The 17948-nt window shown below is 73.6% G+C and carries 15 protein-coding genes and 1 pseudogene; 11 read left to right on the forward strand and 5 right to left on the reverse strand.

Annotated features, from left to right (window positions below; translation table 11 throughout):
• Together ABZ459_RS51395 and ABZ459_RS51400 are read left to right on the forward strand one after the other, a co-directional pair.
• On the forward strand, positions 1 to 1605 hold the full coding sequence (locus tag ABZ459_RS51395) for a GMC oxidoreductase (RefSeq protein WP_357988466.1): 1605 nt from the start codon (positions 1 to 3) through the stop codon (positions 1603 to 1605).
• A 97-nt stretch (positions 1606 to 1702) separates the two neighbouring features.
• Positions 1703 to 2686: an alpha/beta hydrolase gene (locus tag ABZ459_RS51400; RefSeq protein ID WP_357988469.1), complete on the forward strand. Its 984-nt coding sequence runs from the start codon at positions 1703 to 1705 to the stop codon at positions 2684 to 2686.
• Positions 2687 to 2734: 48 nt separating this feature from the next.
• Here ABZ459_RS51400 and secD read toward each other — a convergent pair whose 3' ends face one another.
• The 4 genes from secD to ABZ459_RS51420 form a co-directional block, all read right to left on the reverse strand.
• Complete coding sequence (secD, locus tag ABZ459_RS51405) at positions 2735 to 4972, reverse strand: protein translocase subunit SecD (protein WP_357988472.1); 2238 nt, start codon at positions 4970 to 4972, stop codon at positions 2735 to 2737.
• A 38-nt stretch (positions 4973 to 5010) separates the two neighbouring features.
• Positions 5011 to 5388 carry a hypothetical protein gene (locus ABZ459_RS51410; RefSeq protein ID WP_357988475.1) on the reverse strand — a complete coding sequence of 126 codons (378 nt, stop codon included), beginning with the start codon at positions 5386 to 5388 and terminating at the stop codon, positions 5011 to 5013.
• Positions 5389 to 5443: 55 nt separating this feature from the next.
• Positions 5444 to 7054 carry an amidase gene (locus ABZ459_RS51415; RefSeq protein WP_357988478.1) on the reverse strand — a complete coding sequence of 537 codons (1611 nt, stop codon included), beginning with the start codon at positions 7052 to 7054 and terminating at the stop codon, positions 5444 to 5446.
• A 147-nt stretch (positions 7055 to 7201) separates the two neighbouring features.
• A complete protein-coding gene (locus ABZ459_RS51420; protein WP_357988481.1) occupies positions 7202 to 8329 on the reverse strand; it encodes an esterase-like activity of phytase family protein in 1128 nt (375 codons plus the stop codon).
• Positions 8330 to 8535: 206 nt separating this feature from the next.
• On the opposite strand from ABZ459_RS51420, the gene ABZ459_RS51425 reads away from it, so the two are divergent.
• Positions 8536 to 10398: an ABC transporter ATP-binding protein gene (locus tag ABZ459_RS51425; protein WP_357988484.1), complete on the forward strand. Its 1863-nt coding sequence runs from the start codon at positions 8536 to 8538 to the stop codon at positions 10396 to 10398.
• A gap of 24 nt (positions 10399 to 10422) precedes the next feature.
• Here the strand turns inward: ABZ459_RS51425 and ABZ459_RS51430 are convergent, their stop codons facing one another.
• Positions 10423 to 10965, reverse strand: coding sequence for a GtrA family protein (locus tag ABZ459_RS51430; RefSeq protein WP_357988487.1), 543 nt, complete (start codon positions 10963 to 10965; stop codon positions 10423 to 10425).
• A gap of 393 nt (positions 10966 to 11358) precedes the next feature.
• Between ABZ459_RS51430 and ABZ459_RS51435 the strand changes: the two genes are divergently transcribed.
• From ABZ459_RS51435 to ABZ459_RS51470, 8 genes and pseudogenes are all read left to right on the forward strand, one after another.
• On the forward strand, positions 11359 to 12372 hold the full coding sequence (locus ABZ459_RS51435; RefSeq protein ID WP_357988490.1) for an ABC transporter substrate-binding protein: 1014 nt from the start codon (positions 11359 to 11361) through the stop codon (positions 12370 to 12372).
• Positions 12369 to 13409, forward strand: a complete 1041-nt coding sequence (locus ABZ459_RS51440; protein ID WP_357988493.1) for a methyltransferase — start codon at positions 12369 to 12371, stop codon at positions 13407 to 13409. Before ABZ459_RS51435 ends, ABZ459_RS51440 begins: the two co-directional genes overlap by 4 nt.
• Before the next feature lie 149 nt (positions 13410 to 13558).
• Positions 13559 to 14641, forward strand: a complete 1083-nt coding sequence (locus tag ABZ459_RS51445) for a hypothetical protein (protein ID WP_357988496.1) — start codon at positions 13559 to 13561, stop codon at positions 14639 to 14641.
• Positions 14638 to 15918 (forward strand): hypothetical protein, encoded by a 1281-nt coding sequence (locus tag ABZ459_RS51450; protein ID WP_357988499.1) that lies wholly within the window; start codon positions 14638 to 14640, stop codon positions 15916 to 15918. The genes ABZ459_RS51445 and ABZ459_RS51450 overlap by 4 nt, the downstream gene beginning before the upstream one ends.
• Positions 15915 to 16301, forward strand: coding sequence for a FixH family protein (locus ABZ459_RS51455; RefSeq protein WP_357988502.1), 387 nt, complete (start codon positions 15915 to 15917; stop codon positions 16299 to 16301). Before ABZ459_RS51450 ends, ABZ459_RS51455 begins: the two co-directional genes overlap by 4 nt.
• A gap of 45 nt (positions 16302 to 16346) precedes the next feature.
• A complete protein-coding gene (locus tag ABZ459_RS51460) occupies positions 16347 to 16955 on the forward strand; it encodes a helix-turn-helix domain-containing protein (protein ID WP_357988506.1) in 609 nt (202 codons plus the stop codon).
• Positions 16952 to 17152: a ferredoxin gene (locus tag ABZ459_RS51465; RefSeq protein WP_357988509.1), complete on the forward strand. Its 201-nt coding sequence runs from the start codon at positions 16952 to 16954 to the stop codon at positions 17150 to 17152. The genes ABZ459_RS51460 and ABZ459_RS51465 overlap by 4 nt, the downstream gene beginning before the upstream one ends.
• A gap of 1 nt (position 17153) precedes the next feature.
• Positions 17154 to 17948 (forward strand): annotated as a pseudogene (locus tag ABZ459_RS51470) (cytochrome P450); the annotation flags it as partial.

Raw genomic sequence — 17948 nt, forward strand, 5'->3', positions numbered from 1 at the left:
ATGAACACCAGCCGCCGCACCTTCATCGCCGGAACCGCCTCCCTCCTGGGCGCCGCCGCACTGCCCGGCCGCGCCGCCGCCGCCACTGCCGCCGTCGCCGGCGGGCCGATCTCCGACGGCGCCCGCGTCCCCGTCCTGGTGATCGGCACCGGGTACGGCGGCTCGGTGGCCGCCCTGCGCCTGGCCCAGGCGGGCGTCGAGGTGCACATGATCGAGATGGGCATGGCCTGGGACACCCCCGGCTCGGACGGCAAGATCTTCTGCAACACGCGCGAGCCCGACTATCGCTCGTACTGGCTGCGCACCAGGACCAAGGCGCCGCTCAACTACTTCCTCGGCTTCCCCATCGACCGGGACATCCCCCGCTACACCGGCATCCTGGACGCCGAGGAGTTCGCCGGCATCACGGTCTACCAGGGCCGCGGCGTCGGCGGCGGCTCGCTGGTCAACGGCGGCATGGCCGTCACGCCCAAGCGGGAGAACTTCGCCGCCGTGCTCCCGTCGGTGGACGCCGACGAGATGTACGGCGTCTACTACCCGCGCGCCAACTCCGGCCTCGGCGTCGGCCTGGTGGACCCGGCCTGGTTCGACACCACCGCGTGCTACCAGTACGCCCGCGTCGGCCGCAAGCACGCCCAGCGCTCCGGCTTCCCGTTCACCTTCGTCCCGGACGTGTACGACTGGGACTACATGAAGCAGGAGGCGGCCGGCACGGCCACCCAGTCGGCGCTGGCCGGCGAGATCCTCTACGGCAACAACCACGGCAAGAAGTCCCTGCAGAAGACCTACCTGGCGCGGGCCCGCGCGACCGGCAGGGTGACGATCTCGCCGCTGCACCAGGTCACCTCGGTCGCCCCGGCGGCGGGCGGCGGCTACACCGTCCGGATCGACCAGCTCGCCACCGACGGCTCGGTCACCGCCGCCAAGACCGTCACGGCCGCCCGGGTGTTCTTCGCCGCGGGCAGCGTCGGCACGAGCAAGCTGCTGGTCAGGCTGAAGGCCACCGGCGCGCTGCCGGGGCTGGGCGACGAGGTCGGCAAGGGCTGGGGCGACAACGGCAACGTCATGTGCGGCCGGGCCAACCACCTGTGGGACCCGACCGGCAAGCTGCAGTCGGCCATCCCGTGCGCGGGCATCGACAACTGGACGGCCGGGGGCGCGTTCGCCGAGGTGGCGCCGCTGCCGACCGGGATCGAGACGTACGCCTCGTTCTACCTGTCGATCACCAACACCCCGCGCCGCGCGCAGTTCTCCTGGAACGCCGCGACCGGCAAGGTGGACCTGAGCTGGCAGACCGCCTGGAAGCAGACGTCCATCGACATGGCCAAGACGATCTTCGACAAGATCAACGCCAAGGAGGGGACGATCTACCGCACCGACCTGTTCGGCGTGTACAAGATCTGGGGCGACCACCTCACCTACCACCCGCTCGGCGGCGCGGTGCTGAACAGGGCCACCGACAACTACGGCCGCCTGACCGGCCACCCCGGCCTGTACGTCATCGACGGCTCGCTGATCCCGGGCAACACCACGGTGAACCCGTTCGTCACCATCACGGCGCTGGCCGAGCGGAACATCGAGAAGATCATCGCCACCGACCTTTAACGCAGGGTTTGCCGAAACGGCAACGGAGTTGGCGGGCGGCGGCACGGGCCGCGCATGATCCTGGTGACAGGTTTGGACTCATGTGCGTGGAGGATCGATGTCGCAGCCCACCCCGGTCACCGAGGGCGTCCACCGTCTGGTGCCCTCCCCCGCCGGCCGCGTCCATCTCGTGGAGGCGGGGCAGGGGCCGCTGGTGCTGCTGGTGCACGGCTTCCCCGAGTCCTGGTACTCCTGGCGGCACCAGCTCCCGGCGCTGGCCGCCGCCGGGTACCGGGCGGTGGCGGTCGACGTGCGCGGCTACGGCCGCTCGTCCAAGCCGGCGGACGTGGCCGCGTACCGGATGACCGAGCTGGTCGAGGACGGCGTGGCGGTGGTGCGGGCGCTGGGCGAGCGGACGGCGGTGATCGTCGGCCACGACTGGGGCTCCTCGATCGCGGCCCACAGCGCCCTGCTGCGGCCGGACGTCTTCCGCGCGGTCGCCATGCTCAGCGTGCCGTACACGCCGCGCGGCGGGCCGCGGCCCACCGAGGTGTTCGCCACCATGGGCGGGACGGACGAGTTCTACGTCAGCTACTTCCAGACGCCCGGCCGGGCCGAGGCCGAGATCGAGCCGGACGTCCGGGGCTGGCTGGCGGGCACGTACGCGGCCCTGTCCGCCGACACCATGCCGGGCGAGGGCGCGCCCCACCCGCTGTTCGTGGCCCCGGGCGGCAGGCTGCGCGACCGGTTCCCGGCCGACGGCACGCTGCCCGGCTGGCTGAGCGAGGCCGACCTCGACTTCTACGCCGCCGAGTTCGAGCGCACCGGCCTGACCGGCGGGCTGAACCGCTACCGCAACATGGACCGCGACTGGGCCGACCTCGAACCCCACGACGGCGCGCCGATCGTCCAGCCCTCGCTGTTCGTCGGCGGCGCGCAGGACGCCACGACCCGGTGGCTCTCCGGCGCGATCGACGCCTTCCCCACCACCCTGCCCGGCCTGGTCTCCTCCCGTCTCCTGGACGACTGCGGCCACTGGATCCAGCAGGAACGCCCGGAGGAGGTCAACGCCATCCTCCTGGACTGGCTCGCCCGGCTCTGACCTGCGACGCCGCGGGCCCGCCCGTGCGAGGCGGGCCCGCGGCGCCGGTCACAACACGGCTCCCGAGCCCTCGCGGGGGCGCCGGGCGGCCTTGGGCGCGGGCGGCTGGGGGGCCGGGCGGCGGTCGTACCGGGCCAGGCCGATGGCCGCGGGGCCGGCCACGAACGACGACGTCAGCGTGCCCACGACGATGCCGGTGACCAGCGCGATCGCGAAGTCACGCAGCGAGTCGCCGCCGAAGACGGCGAGCGCGACCAGCACGAACAGCGCGCCGAGCCCGGTGTTGACGGTCCGCGGCACGGTCTGCAGGATCGCCGTGTTCACCGCCTCGGCCAGCGGCGCGGTGCGGCGGGCGGCCCACAACTCGCGCACCCGGTCGAACACCACCACCTTGTCGTTGACCGAGTAGCCGACCACGGTCAGCATCGCGGCGAGGAACACGCCGTCCACCGGCTTGCCGAGCCAGGCGAACAGCCCGATCACCACGGCCAGGTCCACCAGCAGCGCCAGCACGGTCGCCGTGCCGAACGTCCACCGGAAGCGCACCGCCAGGTAGAGGAGCTGCGCCGCCACGGCCACGCCGAGCGCGATGACGGCGTTGCGGCGCAGCTCCTCGCCCAGCGTGGGGCCGATGAACTCGTCGCGCCGCTTGCTCACCTCGGCGCCCTGCCCCTCCAGCGCGGCCTGGACCTTGGCCGGGTCGAGCTGCCCGGCCCGCACGGTCACGCCGTCGGCGGCGGTCTGCACGACCGCGCCCGGATAGCCGGCCTCGCTCACGAGCCGCCGGGCCGTGTCGGCCTCGACCGGCCTGGAGGTGCCGAACTCCACGAGCCGGCCGCCGGTGAACTCGACCCCGAAGTCCAGGCCGCGGGTGAACAGCCCGGCCAGCGCCGCGACGACCAGGCCGCCCGCGACCGCCAGCCACACCTTCCTGGCCTTCATGAGCTGGGGGTCGCGGCGGGCCAGCCACGTCCGGACGGCGCCCGGCGAGGCCAGGCCCGAAAGGCGCGGCCCGATCCGGCCGATGACGGCCTGGGTGAGCACGCGGGTGATCAGCATGGCCGACACCAGCGAGGCCAGCACGCCGATCGCCAGCGTCACGCCGAACCCCTTGACCGGCCCGGAGGCCAGCCCGAACAGCAGCGCGGCGGCGATGAGCGTGGTGACGTTGGAGTCGGCGATGGCGCTCCAGGCGTTCTTGAACCCCCGGTTCAGGGCCGGGGCGAGGCCGCGGGCCGGAGCCAGGCCGTACTCCTCCCTGGCGCGTTCGAAGACGAGCACGTTGGCGTCGACCGCCATGCCGATGGCCAGCACGAACCCGGCCAGTCCGGGCAGCGTGAACGTCGCGCCCATCGCGACCAGCGCGGCGTAGGAGATCAGGCCGTAGCAGGTGAGCGCGATGGCGGCGAGCAGGCCGGACAGTCGGTAGATCACGATGATGAACAGGGCGGTCAGCACCAGCCCGGCGATCGCGGCCTTGACGCTGGCCTCGATGGCGTCGGCGCCCAGCGTGGGGCCGACCGTCCGCTGCTCGACCAGGTCGAGCGGCACGGGCAGCGCGCCGCCCTTGATCAGCACGGCCAGGTCGCGGGCCTCCTCGTGGGTGAAGGACCCGGTGATCTCGGTGTTGCCGCCGGGGATGCCGGCGCCGCACGGCACGGACGGGTCGAGCTGCGGCGAAGAGATGATCTTCTTGTCGAGCACGATGGCGACGCGCCGCTTCGGGTCGCCGGCCGGCTGGCAGGCGGCCTCGCCGGTCATCCGCTGCCAGGCGTCGGCGTCGCGGAAGTCGACCGTGACCGACCAGCCGGGCCCGCGCTGCGGATCGCTGCGCTCGGTGGCGTCGCTGACGCCGTCGCCGCTGATCGCCACCGGGCCGAGCGCGAGCGGGGTCCCGCTCTCGTCGGGCAGCGCGGTGGCGTCCCCGGCCTTGCCCGGGCCGGTGACCGGATGGAAGGCGAGCTGGGCGGTGCGGCCGATGACCTCGGCCGCCTTGCTCGGGTCGAGCACGCCGGGCAGCTCGACGATGATCCGCTTCTCGCCGGAGCGGGCCAGGGTGGGATCGACGACCCCCAGCGCGTCCGCCCGGCGGCGGAGCACGTCGAGGGCGCGGTCGGTGGCCGAGGAGTCGGCCTTGACCGTCGGGGAGTCTCTGGCCTCGAAGACGAGCTGGGTACCGCCGCGCAGGTCGAGGCCGAGGCGTGGCGTGGCGGTGAGGGACAGGATGATCGAGGTCGCGATGACGGCGAACGCCGCCAGCGCGCGCCACATGGGCGCACGTGACATGAGGCCTCCACAGGCTCAGGTGTGCGGAAGAGGGATCTTCAGAGCACCGTGGAGGGAGGCGCGCGGGCCGCCGCCGCGCCCCTGGGGCGGTCGGCGGCGGCGCGGAGGGCGGGCCGCCGTACGACGGCCGACCAGACGTGGAGCAGCCGGGCCGGGGCCGCGGCGGGCAACGCCTGCCCGCCGGGCCCGGCCTGGTCGTGCCCCGCCTGCCTGACCTGCGCGAGCGGAGGCGGCGGCGGTGTGGAGCCGAGCTTGGCGACGGCGGGCCGGTCGGCCGCCGCCTGGATCGCCGTGACCTGTGTGACGGCCTGTGTGACGGCCTGGGCGGCGACCTGGGCGGCGACCTGGGCATGGCCCGTCGCCGGGAGCAGCCACGACAGGACGAGAAGCAGCGCGGCGGGCAGCCTGGTGCGCACCTCGCCTCCCTCCCGTCGTGACCGTCGTCCCTACCGTAGCCCGCCGCCGGGCCGCTCAGGGCAGCGTGCGCAGGTAACCCGGCGGTTTGCGGACCTGAGTGGCCTGCTCGAAGGCGTATCCGAGGGCGATCAGGGACGGCTCGGAGAAACGCCCGCCGAAGAAGGTGACGCCGAGCGGCAGGACGTCCCTGGCGTACCCGGCCGGGACGGTGACCGCCGGGTAGCCGGAGATCGCCGAGGGCGCGGAGGAGGAGACGAAGCCGGTGAAGTCGTCGCCCTTGGTCAGGTCGGTCAGCCAGGCCGCGTGGTTGGTGGGGGCGAGCAGCGCGTCCAGGCGGCCGTCGGCCATCGCCGAGTCGATCGCGCGGCGGGCCAGCGTGGTGGCCTTGTCGCGGAGGGCGCGGTAGGCGGGGTCGTCCAGGTCGCCGGTGGTGGCCTGCGCCTGCTCGAAGATCTCCTGGCCGAAGTACCGCAGCTCGGTCCCGGCGTGCCGCCGGTTGAAGTCGATCAGCCCGGCCAGGTCGGCGGGGTGCCGTCCGGGGGTGGCGGCCAGGTAGGCGTTCAGGTCGTGCTTGAACTCGGTCAGCAGCGCCGGGAACTCGGCCTCGCCGGCCTGGTCCATGCCCTCCAGCTCGACGTCCACCACGGTCGCGCCGCGGGCCTTGAGGGTGGCGACCGTGGCGTCAAGGGCGGCGCGCACCTCCTGGTTGTCACCCGCGACCGAGCGCCACACGCCGACGCGGGCGCCGTTCAGCGCGCCGGGACGCAGGGCCCTGAGGTAGTCGCGGTCGCCGCCCGGGACGGTCGCCGGGTCGCGCGGGTCCTGGCCCTGGATGACCGAGAGCACGGCGGCGGCGTCGGTGAGGTTCCTGGTGATGGGCCCGGCGGTGTCCTGCCGGGCCGAGAGCGGCACCACGCCGGCCCGGCTGACCAGCCCGAGCGTGGGCTTGATGCCGACCACGCCGTTGATCCCGGCCGGGCAGACGATCGAGCCGTCGGTCTCGGTGCCGATGGTGACGGCGGCCAGGGTGGCGGCGGCGGCGACCGCCGAGCCGCTGCTCGACCCGCAGGGGTTGCGGTCAAGGACGTAGGGGTTGTTGGTCTGTCCGCCGACCGCGCTCCATCCGCTGGAGGACGGGCTGGAGCGGAAGTTCGCCCATTCCGACAGGTTGGCCTTGCCCAGGATCACCGCGCCGGCCGCCCGCAACCGCTGGACGAGGAACGCCTCCGCGGCCGGCCGGGCGCCGAGCAGCGCCTGCGAGCCGGCGGTGGTGCGGAGCGGCGCGGCGGTGTCGATGTTGTCCTTGAGCAGGACCGGGACGCCTTCCAGCGGCCCGTGCGCGCCCCGGCGGCGGCGCCGGTCGCTGCGCTCGGCCTCGCCCAGCGCGCCGGGGTTGGTCTGGACGACCGCGTGCAGCAGCGGGTCCACCGCGCGGATGCGGTCCAGGTAGAAGCGGGTCAGCGTCACCGCGTCGAAGCGGCCGCGGTCCATGGCGCGTTGCAGGTCGAGCACGGTGGCGCGGTCGAGGTCCAGCCCGCGCAGGACGGTGCCGGCGGACGGCGGGGCCGCCTCGCGCGCGTGCGCGGGGACGGCCGCGGTTAACCCGGCGGCGAGCGCGAGCGCCAGAGCGGCGGCCGCCCGGCGTGCGGGCTTCAGGAGAGTCATGGCTGTCGAGCGTAGCCATAATGCTTTCCCGGGAAAATATTCCAATTCGTATATATCCGCCACCCTCGGTCCGGGCCTCGCGGGCGCGGGGCCGGACCGGCGCCGGTACGAGCCCCGGCTACGCGGGGCCGGACCGGCGGCGGGGTGTCAGGGGCAGCCCGTGGCGGCGAAGGCCGTGAACTGGCTGACCTCGTTCCTGCTGAAGTTGTCGTCCGAGCCGATCACCAGTGTGCACTCCCCGCTGGCCAGGCGCGGCCCCCACGACATGGCCTCCAGGTTCTGCACCGGCGGCCGGAAGTCGCCCAGGTCGTAGACCAGCCGCTTGCTCACCGGCCGGTATCCCGCGCTCAGGTCGTCCTGGTCGAGCACGTCGGTCGCGCCCGTCACGTCGATCTCGTACAGCTTGACCTTGTAGTCGACGCCCTCGATCCAGGAGCGCTCCAGGGCCAGGTAGCGGTGGTCGTCGATGGGCAGGATCTCCGAGACCCCGCTGTCGGACTCCCCGGTGGGCGGCACCGGCGCGGCCGGCAGCGCGTCGACGGGGTAGACGTACTGGCCGCGCGGGACACCCCGCCGGTCCCACACGGTGAGCCGGGCGGGCGCGCCGCGCCGGACCGTGGACGGCTCGCCGTCCTCGTACCGCGGCCCCTCGGTCATCGCCGTGATCCGGCGGGCGGTGACGGCCAGGCCCTCGAAACCGGCGTTGCGCCGCGGGCCGTGCTCGGTGGTGGTCAGGCGCAGGTTGCCCGGCAGGCGCAGGTCGCCCAGGTGCCGGCCCTGGAGGTCGGCGGCGCGCACGCCGGAGGCGGCCAGCGGCAGGCCGGGGTGGCCGGCGTCCGGGCGGTCGCCCTCGTCGCCCCACAGCAGGCGGCCGGACCAGCGGTCGTACCTGATGGACTCGGGGTCGGCCGAGCCGGGCTTGCCGTAGCCGGGGTAGGGGGTGCCGTCCCGCCTGGTCAGCGTGGTCACCCCGGTCAGGCTGATGCCGGTGAACGCGCCCGAGTCCCGGTCGATGTCCAGGCGGGCGGTGTAGAAGCGGGCGGGACCGTAGCGCCAGCGGTCGTCGGAGATCAGGTACCAGGCGCCGGTGCGCGGGTCGCGGTCGATGCCCGACACCCCGCCGACGGTGGTGCCGTCGAACTGCGTCAGGTACGGCAGCCGCTGCTCCCCCAGGTACCGGGTGATGTGGACCTCCTCCCGCGGGGCCGCCCAGGCGGGCTGGGTGACGCTCATGGCGACCGCGCACGCGACCGCGAACCCCGTGATTCTTCGCATTCCGTCCCCTGTGTCGTTCCGGTTACGTGGAGTGACCGGGGGACATGAAATTGTGCCCGCGCCCGCCGGGGCGACCGGGACACGCCGCCGCCCGTGCGTCTTTGCCTGGCGGGCCGTGGACAGGCGGGTGGCGCACGGGCCACCGTCCTGTCACCCGGCCGCGCGAAGCGGCGGGAACCGTCGGTGCCCGTCCGCACACTCAGCGCATGCCCGATGAGCCTCTGGAACTCGGTGAGATCACCGTCTCCGACTGGTACGCCCACAACGACAAGATGGCCGAGGTCGGCTTCCTGACCATCGCCAGGCGCCTGCCCTCGCTCGTGACCCAGGCGATGCGCATGTCCTGGCGGGCCGGCCCCCGCGACACCGTGGCCACCATCGCGCTCAACCTCCTCGGCGGCGTCTTCACCGCCTTCGGCCTGCTGGCCACCACCGGCGTGCTGAGCGCCCTGTTCAGCGAGGGCCCGACCCCCGACCGCGTGCTCGCCGCGCTGCCCAGCCTCGCCCTGGTCGGCGCGGCCGCCGTGCTGCGCACGGTGGTGCAGGCCGGCGCGGGCTGGGCGCAGTCACGCCTGACCCCGCAGATCTCCCGCCACACCGAGGAACGCCTCTACGGCCTGACCAGCCAGGTGGAGCTGGTCGCCTACGACGACCCGGAGTTCCACGACAGCCTCGAACGCGCCAACATCCGCGGCGTCAGCGTGGCGAGCGCGGTGGTCAGCTCGGCCATCAACGTCGTCACCGCGACCGTCGGCATCGCGGCGGCGGCCGGCGTGCTGGGCGTGCTCCACCCGGTGCTGCTGCCGCTGCTGCTGCTGGCCGTGCTGCCCGACGCGTGGGCCACCGTGCGCGGCGCCCGTATGCGCTACTCGACGATGTACTCGCTCATCCCCGCCCGCCGGCGCAAGTGGATCATCGCCGAGCTGCTGGCCGACCGCGAGCCCGCGGCCGAGGTGCGCTCGTTCACCATGCGCGGCTTCCTGCTGCGCATGTACGACGCCGTCGCCAGGGCCGAGCAGGAGGTGCTGCTCACCCTGGCCAGGCGCCAGACCCTGGCCGGCCTGGTCGGCGAGGCCCTGGGCGGCCTCGGCACCGCGCTGGTCTACGTCGCGCTGGGCGTGCTGCTGGCCGTGGCGGCGATCCCGCTCGCCGTCGCGGGCACCGCGGTGCTGGCCATCAGGACCGGCCAGTCCTCGCTGGCCAACCTCCTGTACGCCACCAACCGCCTCTACGAGGACGGCCTCTACTTCACCGACTTCCTCCAGTTCTGCGCCGACGCCGAGCGCCGCGTGCCCTCTTCCCGCTCCGCGGCCGTGCCCGAGGGGTTCGAGCGCATCGTGGCCGACGACGTGACGTTCACCTACCCGGGCGCCGACCAGCCGGCGCTGCGCGGGGTGACGGTCGAGATCAAGCGCGGCGAGGTCATCGCGTTCGTGGGCGAGAACGGCTCCGGCAAGACCACCCTGGCCAAGATCCTGTCCGGCCTGTACGAGCCCGACACCGGCACCGTCTCCTGGGACGACGTCGACCTGGCCGACGTGCCCCCCGACGACCTGCGCCTGCGCACGGCCGTCATCGCCCAGGACCACACCCGCTGGCCGCTCACCGCCCGCTACAACATCACCATGGGCACCGACAAGGGCGAGCCCGCCCTGGTCGCGGCCGCCTCGGTCGCCGGCGCCGACGAGGTGGTCGCGGGCCTGCCCCACGGCTACCGCACGCTGCTCGACCGCCGCTTCAAGGACGGCTGCGAGCTGTCCGGCGGCCAGTGGCAGCGCATCGCGGTGGCCCGGGGCTTCCACCGCGACGCCGATTTGCTCATCTGCGACGAGCCCACGGCGGCACTCGACGCCCGCGCCGAGCACGCCCTGTTCGAGCGCATCCGCGACCACTCCGAGGGCCGCACCGTCCTGCTCATCACCCACCGCCTGGCCAGCGTGCGTTACGCCGACCGGATCTACGTCCTCGACCACGGCAAGGTCACCGAGCAGGGCGACCATCAGGCGCTCATGGCGCTCAACGGCCTCTACGCCGACCTCTACACCCTCCAGGCCGCCGCCTACCGCTGACCCTTCCTACCGCTGCGCCTTCCCCTACCGCTGACCCTGCCGGACGCCGGACCTGCGGGGCTTGCGCTTGGCCACCGGCAGGGTGCGGCGTCCGTGGTACCGGGGGACGGCAGCCGGCCGCACGCCGACGGGGTGGGTCTTCTCGTTGGGGAAGACCCACTTCCGCAGCGCCCAGAAGCGGAACACCATGGCGATCAGCGTGCCGACCAGCTGCGCGCTCACGAAGTCGGCGATCTCCTGGGCCGCCACGCTCACGTCGGGGACCTCCAGGCGGAACACGTACCGGGAGATCCACAGCGGCGCCGAGCTGAGCACCAGACCGATGCCGCTGACCAGGAAGAACAGCCCCGCCTCATGACGGCGCTCGCGACCGCCCCTGAGCCGGAACGACCACTCGCGGTTGAGCACGTAGGACACGATCGTCGCCACGAGCACCGCGATGATCTTCGCGGTCACCGGCTTCGGTTCCAGGACGGTCAGCTTCAGCCCGTAGAACACCGCGTTGTCCACCACGAACGTCGCTCCGCCGACCACCGCGAACTTCAGCAGTTCACGGTGCCTCAGCACGAGCGCCTGCAGCGGCGCCGGTAATCTCGCGAGTACTGCTTCTGCGATTCGGAGCACTCTCGATCTTCTCATCCGTCCGGACCGCGGAAGACGCGGACGGTCTGCCGCAGGGTGGTGTCGGCCGGCACCAGCCCGTCCTGCCCGTACGGCGGCGGCATGTTGCCCGGCTCGGTGAGCTGCGGCATCGAGGGAAGCGAATATTTCTCCCGGACGGTCTTCCGGGCCGGGACCCGGGGTCAACAGCCGGGCGCGCTTCTGACACGGCGGCCATCCCGTTCTGACCGGGCGTTGCAAGGCGGGCCTCCCGATGGTGCACTCAAGGACGTTGGTTCCGACCTGTGTTCAGGCCGCCAGCGGGAGCGAGGGCCGGCGGCGGACCTCGAAGGGAGAACCGTGAGACGATTACGTCCCCTACTGCTGTTCCTGCTCGCCGCCCTGCTCGCCGCCCTGGTCGCGGCCTGCGGCGGGGCCGCGCCCGGCGGCCCGCGGGCGACCGGATCGGGCGCGCCGCCGGAGAAGATCAGGATCGGTGTCATCCCGATCCCCGACAGCGCGCTGGTCTACCTCGCCCGCGACCGCGGCTACTTCGCGGCCGAGGGGTTGTCGGCCGAGCCGGTGACCGTGCAGGGCGGCGGCCCGGCGATCGACCGGATGAAGGGCGGCGCCCTGGAGTTCGGGCTGGTCAACTACGTGACGGCGTTCCTGTACCAGCGGCGCGAGCCGGGGCGGCTGAAGCTGGTCGCCGACGCCTACCACGCCGCGCCGGGCGCGTTCCAGCTCTTCGTGGCGCCCGGCAGCCCGATCAGCAGCCCGCGCGACCTGCGGCGCTCCGGCGGCGCGAAGAAGAGCGTCGCGGTGGCCACGCTGCGCTCGGTCGGCACGCTGAGCGCCGAGACCGTGCTCGCCGCGGCCGGTGTGTCCGCGGACGACGTCGCGTTCAAGGAGATCCCCCTGCCCGACATGCCGGCCGCGCTGGCCGCGCACGCGGTGGACGTGGCCTGGATGACCGAGCCGTTCATCACCGCCTACCGCCGGCAGGGCGGCCGGTCGCTGGGCGACGCCATGGCGAACGTGCCCGCCGGGTGGCCGATCGCGGGGTGGGCCACGACCGCCTCGTACGCCGCCGCGCATCCCCGGGCCGTCGCCGGGTTCCAGCGGGCCATGGCGCACGCCCAGCTCGACGCGCGGGACCGGAGGCTGGTCACCGGGGTGCTGGGCACGTACACGAAGATCCCGCGTGAGGTGCTGCCGACGATCACGCTCGGCACGTTCCCCGCCGCGCTGGAGCCCGAGGGGCTGCAGTCGGTGGTGGACACCATGGTGAGGTTCGGTTACCTGCCCGCGCCGCTGCGGGCCGAGAGCATGATCGTCCGGCCGGCCTGGGAGTCGGGGAAGGGGAACCCATGAGCGAGACGCCGGAGCGGGCGCGGGTGCTGCGCCTGATCGACGACTTCATCCTGTACGCCGCCGTCCGCGCCGCCCTGCGGCTGTCGGTCTTCGACCTGCTGGCCGCCGGGCCGTGCGCCGTGCACGAGCTGGCCGACGAGATCTCCGCGGGCGGCACCGGCCGTCCGGACGAGCTGCTGCTGGGCCGCCTGCTGCGGGCGCTGGAGCACCTGCGGCTGGTCGAGCGGGACGCCCGCGGCCGCTACCTGCTCACCGGCGAGGGCGACCTGCTCACCAGCGGCCGGGACGACTCGCTGGCCCCCGCCGCGCTGATGTGGGGCGAGGAGCTGTGGCGCGACTCGGCCGACCTGCTGCACCGGACGATCACCAGGGGCGAGCCCGCCGCACTGGAGCTGCACCAGGTGGACTCCCCCTACGCCTGGCTGAGCGCCCGGCCCGCGGCCGGCGCCCTGTTCAACGAGTTCATGGCCACCCGCAGCGTCACCGTGGCCCGCGCGCTCGCCGAGCAGGACGTGACCGGCGTGGACACGGTCGCCGACATCGGCGGCGGCACCGGCATCGTCCTGGCCACGATCCTGGCGGCCCACCCGCGGCTGCGCGGCGTGCTGTTCGAGCTGCCCGAGGTGGCCGCCCAGGCCCGCCGCCACCTGGACGGGCGGGCGGGCATCACGGTGGCCGAGGGCGACATGTTCACCGACCCGCTGCCCCGGGCTGGCCTGTACCTGCTGGGCAACATCCTGCACAACTATCCCGACGAGCAGGCCGCCAAGCTGCTGGCGCGGCTCGCGGCCCTGATGGACGGCCGCGCCGAGCTGTGGATCGTGGACGCCGTCCTCGACGACGACCCGCACCGCTCGCCCACGTCGGCGGTCGCGCTGGACATGAAGATGCTCACGCTGTTCAGCGGCGGCCAGGAACGCACGCTGACCGAGGTCGAGAGCCTGCTGGGGGCCGCGGGGCTGCACGTCGCCCGCACCGAGCCGCTCCCCCACGGGCTGCACCTGGTGGTGGCCGGGCAGCGCCCGGCTTCCGCGTGAGGCCCCGGCCGTCGCGCACATCCGGCGGCCGTCGGCGAGACTGGCGGCCACGGGCGGTGGCCCGTGGCCGCTCGGCGATGGTGATCTTGGGCTTTCCGCCACTTCGCGGCTTCTGGAAGTATCCGATCATGGAAGAAGGGAGACGCGAAGTGGCAGAGGCCAACGCGGGCGTACGGCGATTACTTGCGGACTCTGGGGAGCCGCGCGGATGGGTCCCGCTCCGGGCGGATCTCGTCACGGCGCTGCTGGGGGTCTGGTTCGGCGTCGGACTGATGATCGACGCCTGGGCGCACACCAATCGCAGCGACCTGGAGACGTTCTTCACGCCGTGGCACGCGGCGTTCTACTCCGGGTTCGCGGCGGTGTCCGGCTGGATCATCTGGCAGGTGTTCCGCAACGTGCGGCTCGGCCGGCAGGGAGTCGCGGCCGTTCCCCAGGGTTATCTGGCCGGGCTGGTCGCCATCCCGGCGTTCGCGCTCTTCGGGCTGGCCGACATGACCTGGCACACCGTGCTCGGCATCGAGACGAGCGTCGACATCCTGTTCAGCCCGTCGCACCTGGGGCTGATCGTGACCATGCTGCTCATCATCACCACGCCGCTGCGCTCGGCCTGGAACGCCCCCGACGTGGGCGTCCGGCCCTCCCTCTGGCGGCTGTTCCCGGCGCTGGCCGGGCTCGCGTTCGCGGCCACGCTGGTGTCGCTGTTCCTGTCGTACGGCGACGCCCTGCAGTACCGGTCCGCGCACGTCGTCGAGGCGTTCTCCAACGCGGACGGGCCCGGCGCCGGGCATCTGGCCACCTCCATGGTCATCAGCAACGTCGTGCTGCTCGCCCCGGTGCTGCTGGTGGCCCGGCGGTGGAACCTGCCGTTCGGCGCGGTGACCGTCATGTACACGATCGCCGTCCTGATGCCGGGTGCGCAGACGGCGTTCGAGAACGCGCCGACCCTGCTCACGTTCGTCGCCGCGGGCCTGGCGAGCGACGTGCTGATCCGCCTGCTGCGTCCGTCCGGCGCGCGGCGGGGCGCCTACTGGGCGTTCGCCGGGCTGTCGGCCTTCGTCACCTGGTCGCTCTACATCGGGGTCGCCTCGGCGGCCGGGGGCGGCCTGCCCACGGTGCCTGAGCTGTGGACCGGCGCGCCGGTGGTGGCCGGGCTGATCGGCCTGGCGCTCGGGGCGCTGTTCCTGCCGAACGCGCTCCCCGCGGACGCGGCCGACGCCGGACGGGCATGATCCGGCCGCTCCGGGTTCTCTGTCTCGTCGCCGTACTCCTGCTCGCGGGCGCCGCCCCGGCCGCGGCCCACAACGTCACGGCCGGTGCGGACCTGCGCTTCGCCCAGACCATCGCCGGCGCCGAGCTCACGGTCGTGATCAAGGGCACCTCGCGGGTGCCGGGGCCGCTGCTGATCGGTGTGATCGCCTACGAGCCGGCGACCGGGCCGCCGATCGGCCTGGAGGTGCGCTCGGTCGAGGACGGCCACAAGGCGACGGCCACCGCGCAGCCGTCCGCCACCCCCCGGTACGTCAAGCTCACGGTCGAGCGCACCGGGCCGCACGAGCTCAGGCTGACGGCGGGGGGCGAGGTCGCCGTGCTGCCGTTCCGCGTCCTGGTGGACCGCGGCTCCGCCGGCGAGTTCCTGATCTACGGCGGCCTGCTGGTCGCCGGGCTGCTGCTGGTGGGCGGCCTGCTCACCGGGGCCCTGTCGCGCAGGACCCCGGCGATGCTGCTGGCCGGGGGCGCGGCGGCCGCGGTGACGGTGGCCGCGATGGTCGTGGTGTTCGAGCCTTCCCTCCCGCCTCCGCCGCCGGACGGCGCCGCGCCGGCGGTGAGCGCGCCGGCCCTCGGACGGCCCTTCGCGCGGGGACGGGTGACGACCGTCCCGGCCCGTCCGGCGGCCGGCGAGGAGTTCACGCTGCGCCTCGACCTGACCGACGGCTCGACCGGGCATCCGGTGGACGACCTCGTCCTGCACCACGAGGCGCTCGCCCACCTGGTGGTCACCAGCGAGGACGGCGCCTACTTCCGGCACCTGCACCCGCTGCGCACCGCGCCGGGACGGCTGGAGGTCCGGCTGCGCGCCGACCGGCCGGGCCGGTTCCTGGCCTACGCGGAGCTGGAGCGCGAGGACTCCGGCGGCCAGTTGCTCGACGGCGAGTTCCGGGTCGCCGGGCACGCGGTGGCCGCCCCGCCGCCCGTACCGCCCGCGGCGGCGGGGGGCACGCCGGTGGTGCGGCCGTCCGTGCCGGTCGCGGGGCGTCCGGCGGCGATCGAGGTGGGTCTCGACGTCACGCCGCGGCAGTGGCTGGGCATGTCGGGGCATCTGATCGTGCGCAGCCAGGACGGCGCGTTCCTCGGCCACGTGCACGAGATGGGCGCGCCCGCGCCGCGGCTGCGCTTCACGTTCAGCTTCCCGGCGCCGGGCCGCTACCTGGCCTGGGCGCAGTACGCGGCCGGCGACCGGATCGTCACCGTCCCCTTCACCGTCGAGGTCGCGGAGGCTCTCGGATGAGGCGGATCCTGGCCGTCGCCGCCCTGCTCGCGGCGGCCCTGGCGGTGTTCCTGTACGTGCGCGGCTCGGCGCCCGGCCCGCTCACCCTCACCAGCACCGGCGAACGGTACGCCGTCACGGTCCTGATCCCGAGGCCGACGACGGGCCGCGTCACGGCCGAGGTGCGGGTGACCGCCGGCGACCCGCACACGGTGGCGCTGTCGACGGTGATGCCCGGCATGGGCCACGCCACCCCGGAGATCACCGCCGATCCGCGCCAGGCGGGCCGTTACGTGGCCGAGGGCGAGTTGTTCCCGATGGCCGGGGTGTGGGAGCTGTCGGTCCGGCTGAGCGGCGCGGCGGGAGAGGAGGTGCTGGTGGTGAAGGCGCCGATCACGGGATAGGGGGCTGCTCTTGACGTATGAAATGAACGATCTTTTAATTCGTCCATGGGACGTATCGCCGGCGTCACCGCCGCCGAGACGCGGGAACGCCTGCTGCGCGCCGCCGCGGACGTCTTCGCCAGGCGCGGCTACGACGGCACCCGTGTCGCCGACATCGCCGCCGCGGCGGGGGTGAGCAACGGCGCCCTGTACGCCCACTTCGGCTCCAAGGCCGGCCTGCTCGTGGCCGCGCTGGGCGCGCACGGGCGGCAGTTGCTGGCCGGCCTGTTCGCCGACGACCCCGATCGGCCGGTCGCCGACCTGCTCGTCGCCGCCGGCCGCCGGCTCCCCCGCCCCCTGGACGCCGGCGGCGACCTCATCGTCGAGGCGCTGGTCGCCGCCCGCCGCGACGAGGACGTGGCCCTCCCCATGCGCGACTACGTCGGCGAGCGCGCCCGCTGGCTGGCCGGCCTGGTCCGCGCCGGCCAGGACGGCGGCGAGCTGGACCAGGCGCTGTCACCGGAGGCGATCGCTCATTTCTGCCTCCTGCTCGCGATGGGCAGCGCGCTCATCGCCCCGGACCCCCACCAGGTGGACGAGGAGGAGTGGGCCAGGCTGCTCATCCGCGTCGTCGCCGCCCTCTCCCCCGCCCCACCGCACGAAGGAACGCCGTGAGAGTACAGATCGACCCCGAGCGCTGCCAGGGACATGGCCGCTGCTACGACCTCGCCCCCGACCTGTTCGGCGAGGACGACGAAGGTTACGGAACGGTCCTGCGCGACGGCCAGGTGCCGCCCGGCCAGGAGCGCACGGCGCGGCTGGCCGTCTCCAACTGCCCGGAGCGGGCGATCGACCTGCTCGGGGAGGCGTGACATGAGCGTGGACGAGCGCTTCGTCAAGGGCTTCGGCGAGCCCGGCGACGACGAGGAGATCGGCACCCGCAGCGAGATCGTCACCGGCCCGGTCTCGGACTGGGCCACCGACTTCTCCCACCTGGAGCCGGAGTGGGCCGCCGACCCGTACCCCATCCAGGACGACCTGCGGCGGCGCTGCCCGATCGCGCACACCGACCGGTTCGGCGGCGGCTGGCTGCCCACCCGCTACGAGGACGTCGCGGCCGTCGCCTACGACACCGAGCGGTTCTCCTCACGCTCGATCATCATGAGCAACTTCCGGCCGCCGCTGGAGAGCGCGCCGGTGGGCGGCACGCCGCCGATCTCGTCCGACCCGCCCTTCCATCACGACGCGCGCAAGCTGCTGCTGCCCGCGTTCACCAAGACGGCGGTCGCCAGGCGGGAGGCGTCGACGCGGGCGCTCTGCCACGAGCTGATCGACGGCCTGGAGGGCCAGGACGTCGTGGACGCCGCCCGCGACTACGCCCAGCACATCCCGATGCGGGTGATCGCCGACATGCTGGGCTTCCCGCCCGAGGACGGCCCGCGCTTCCGCGAGTTCATCGAGAACGCCCTCGAAGGCGTCAACCTGCCGCCCGAGCAGCGGACCGCCAACATGGGACGGCTCTTCGACTACCTGCTGGACCAGATCCGCGACCACGTGGCCCATCCGCGCGACGACCTCACGACGTACCTGGTCGAGGCCGAGCTGTACGGCCACAAGCTGGAGGCCGGGCACGTGGCGGGCACGATCGCGCTGCTGCTCATCGCCGGT

The organism is Nonomuraea sp. NPDC005692 (assembly GCF_040631115.1).
Taxonomy (GTDB): Bacteria; Actinomycetota; Actinomycetes; order Streptosporangiales; family Streptosporangiaceae; genus Nonomuraea.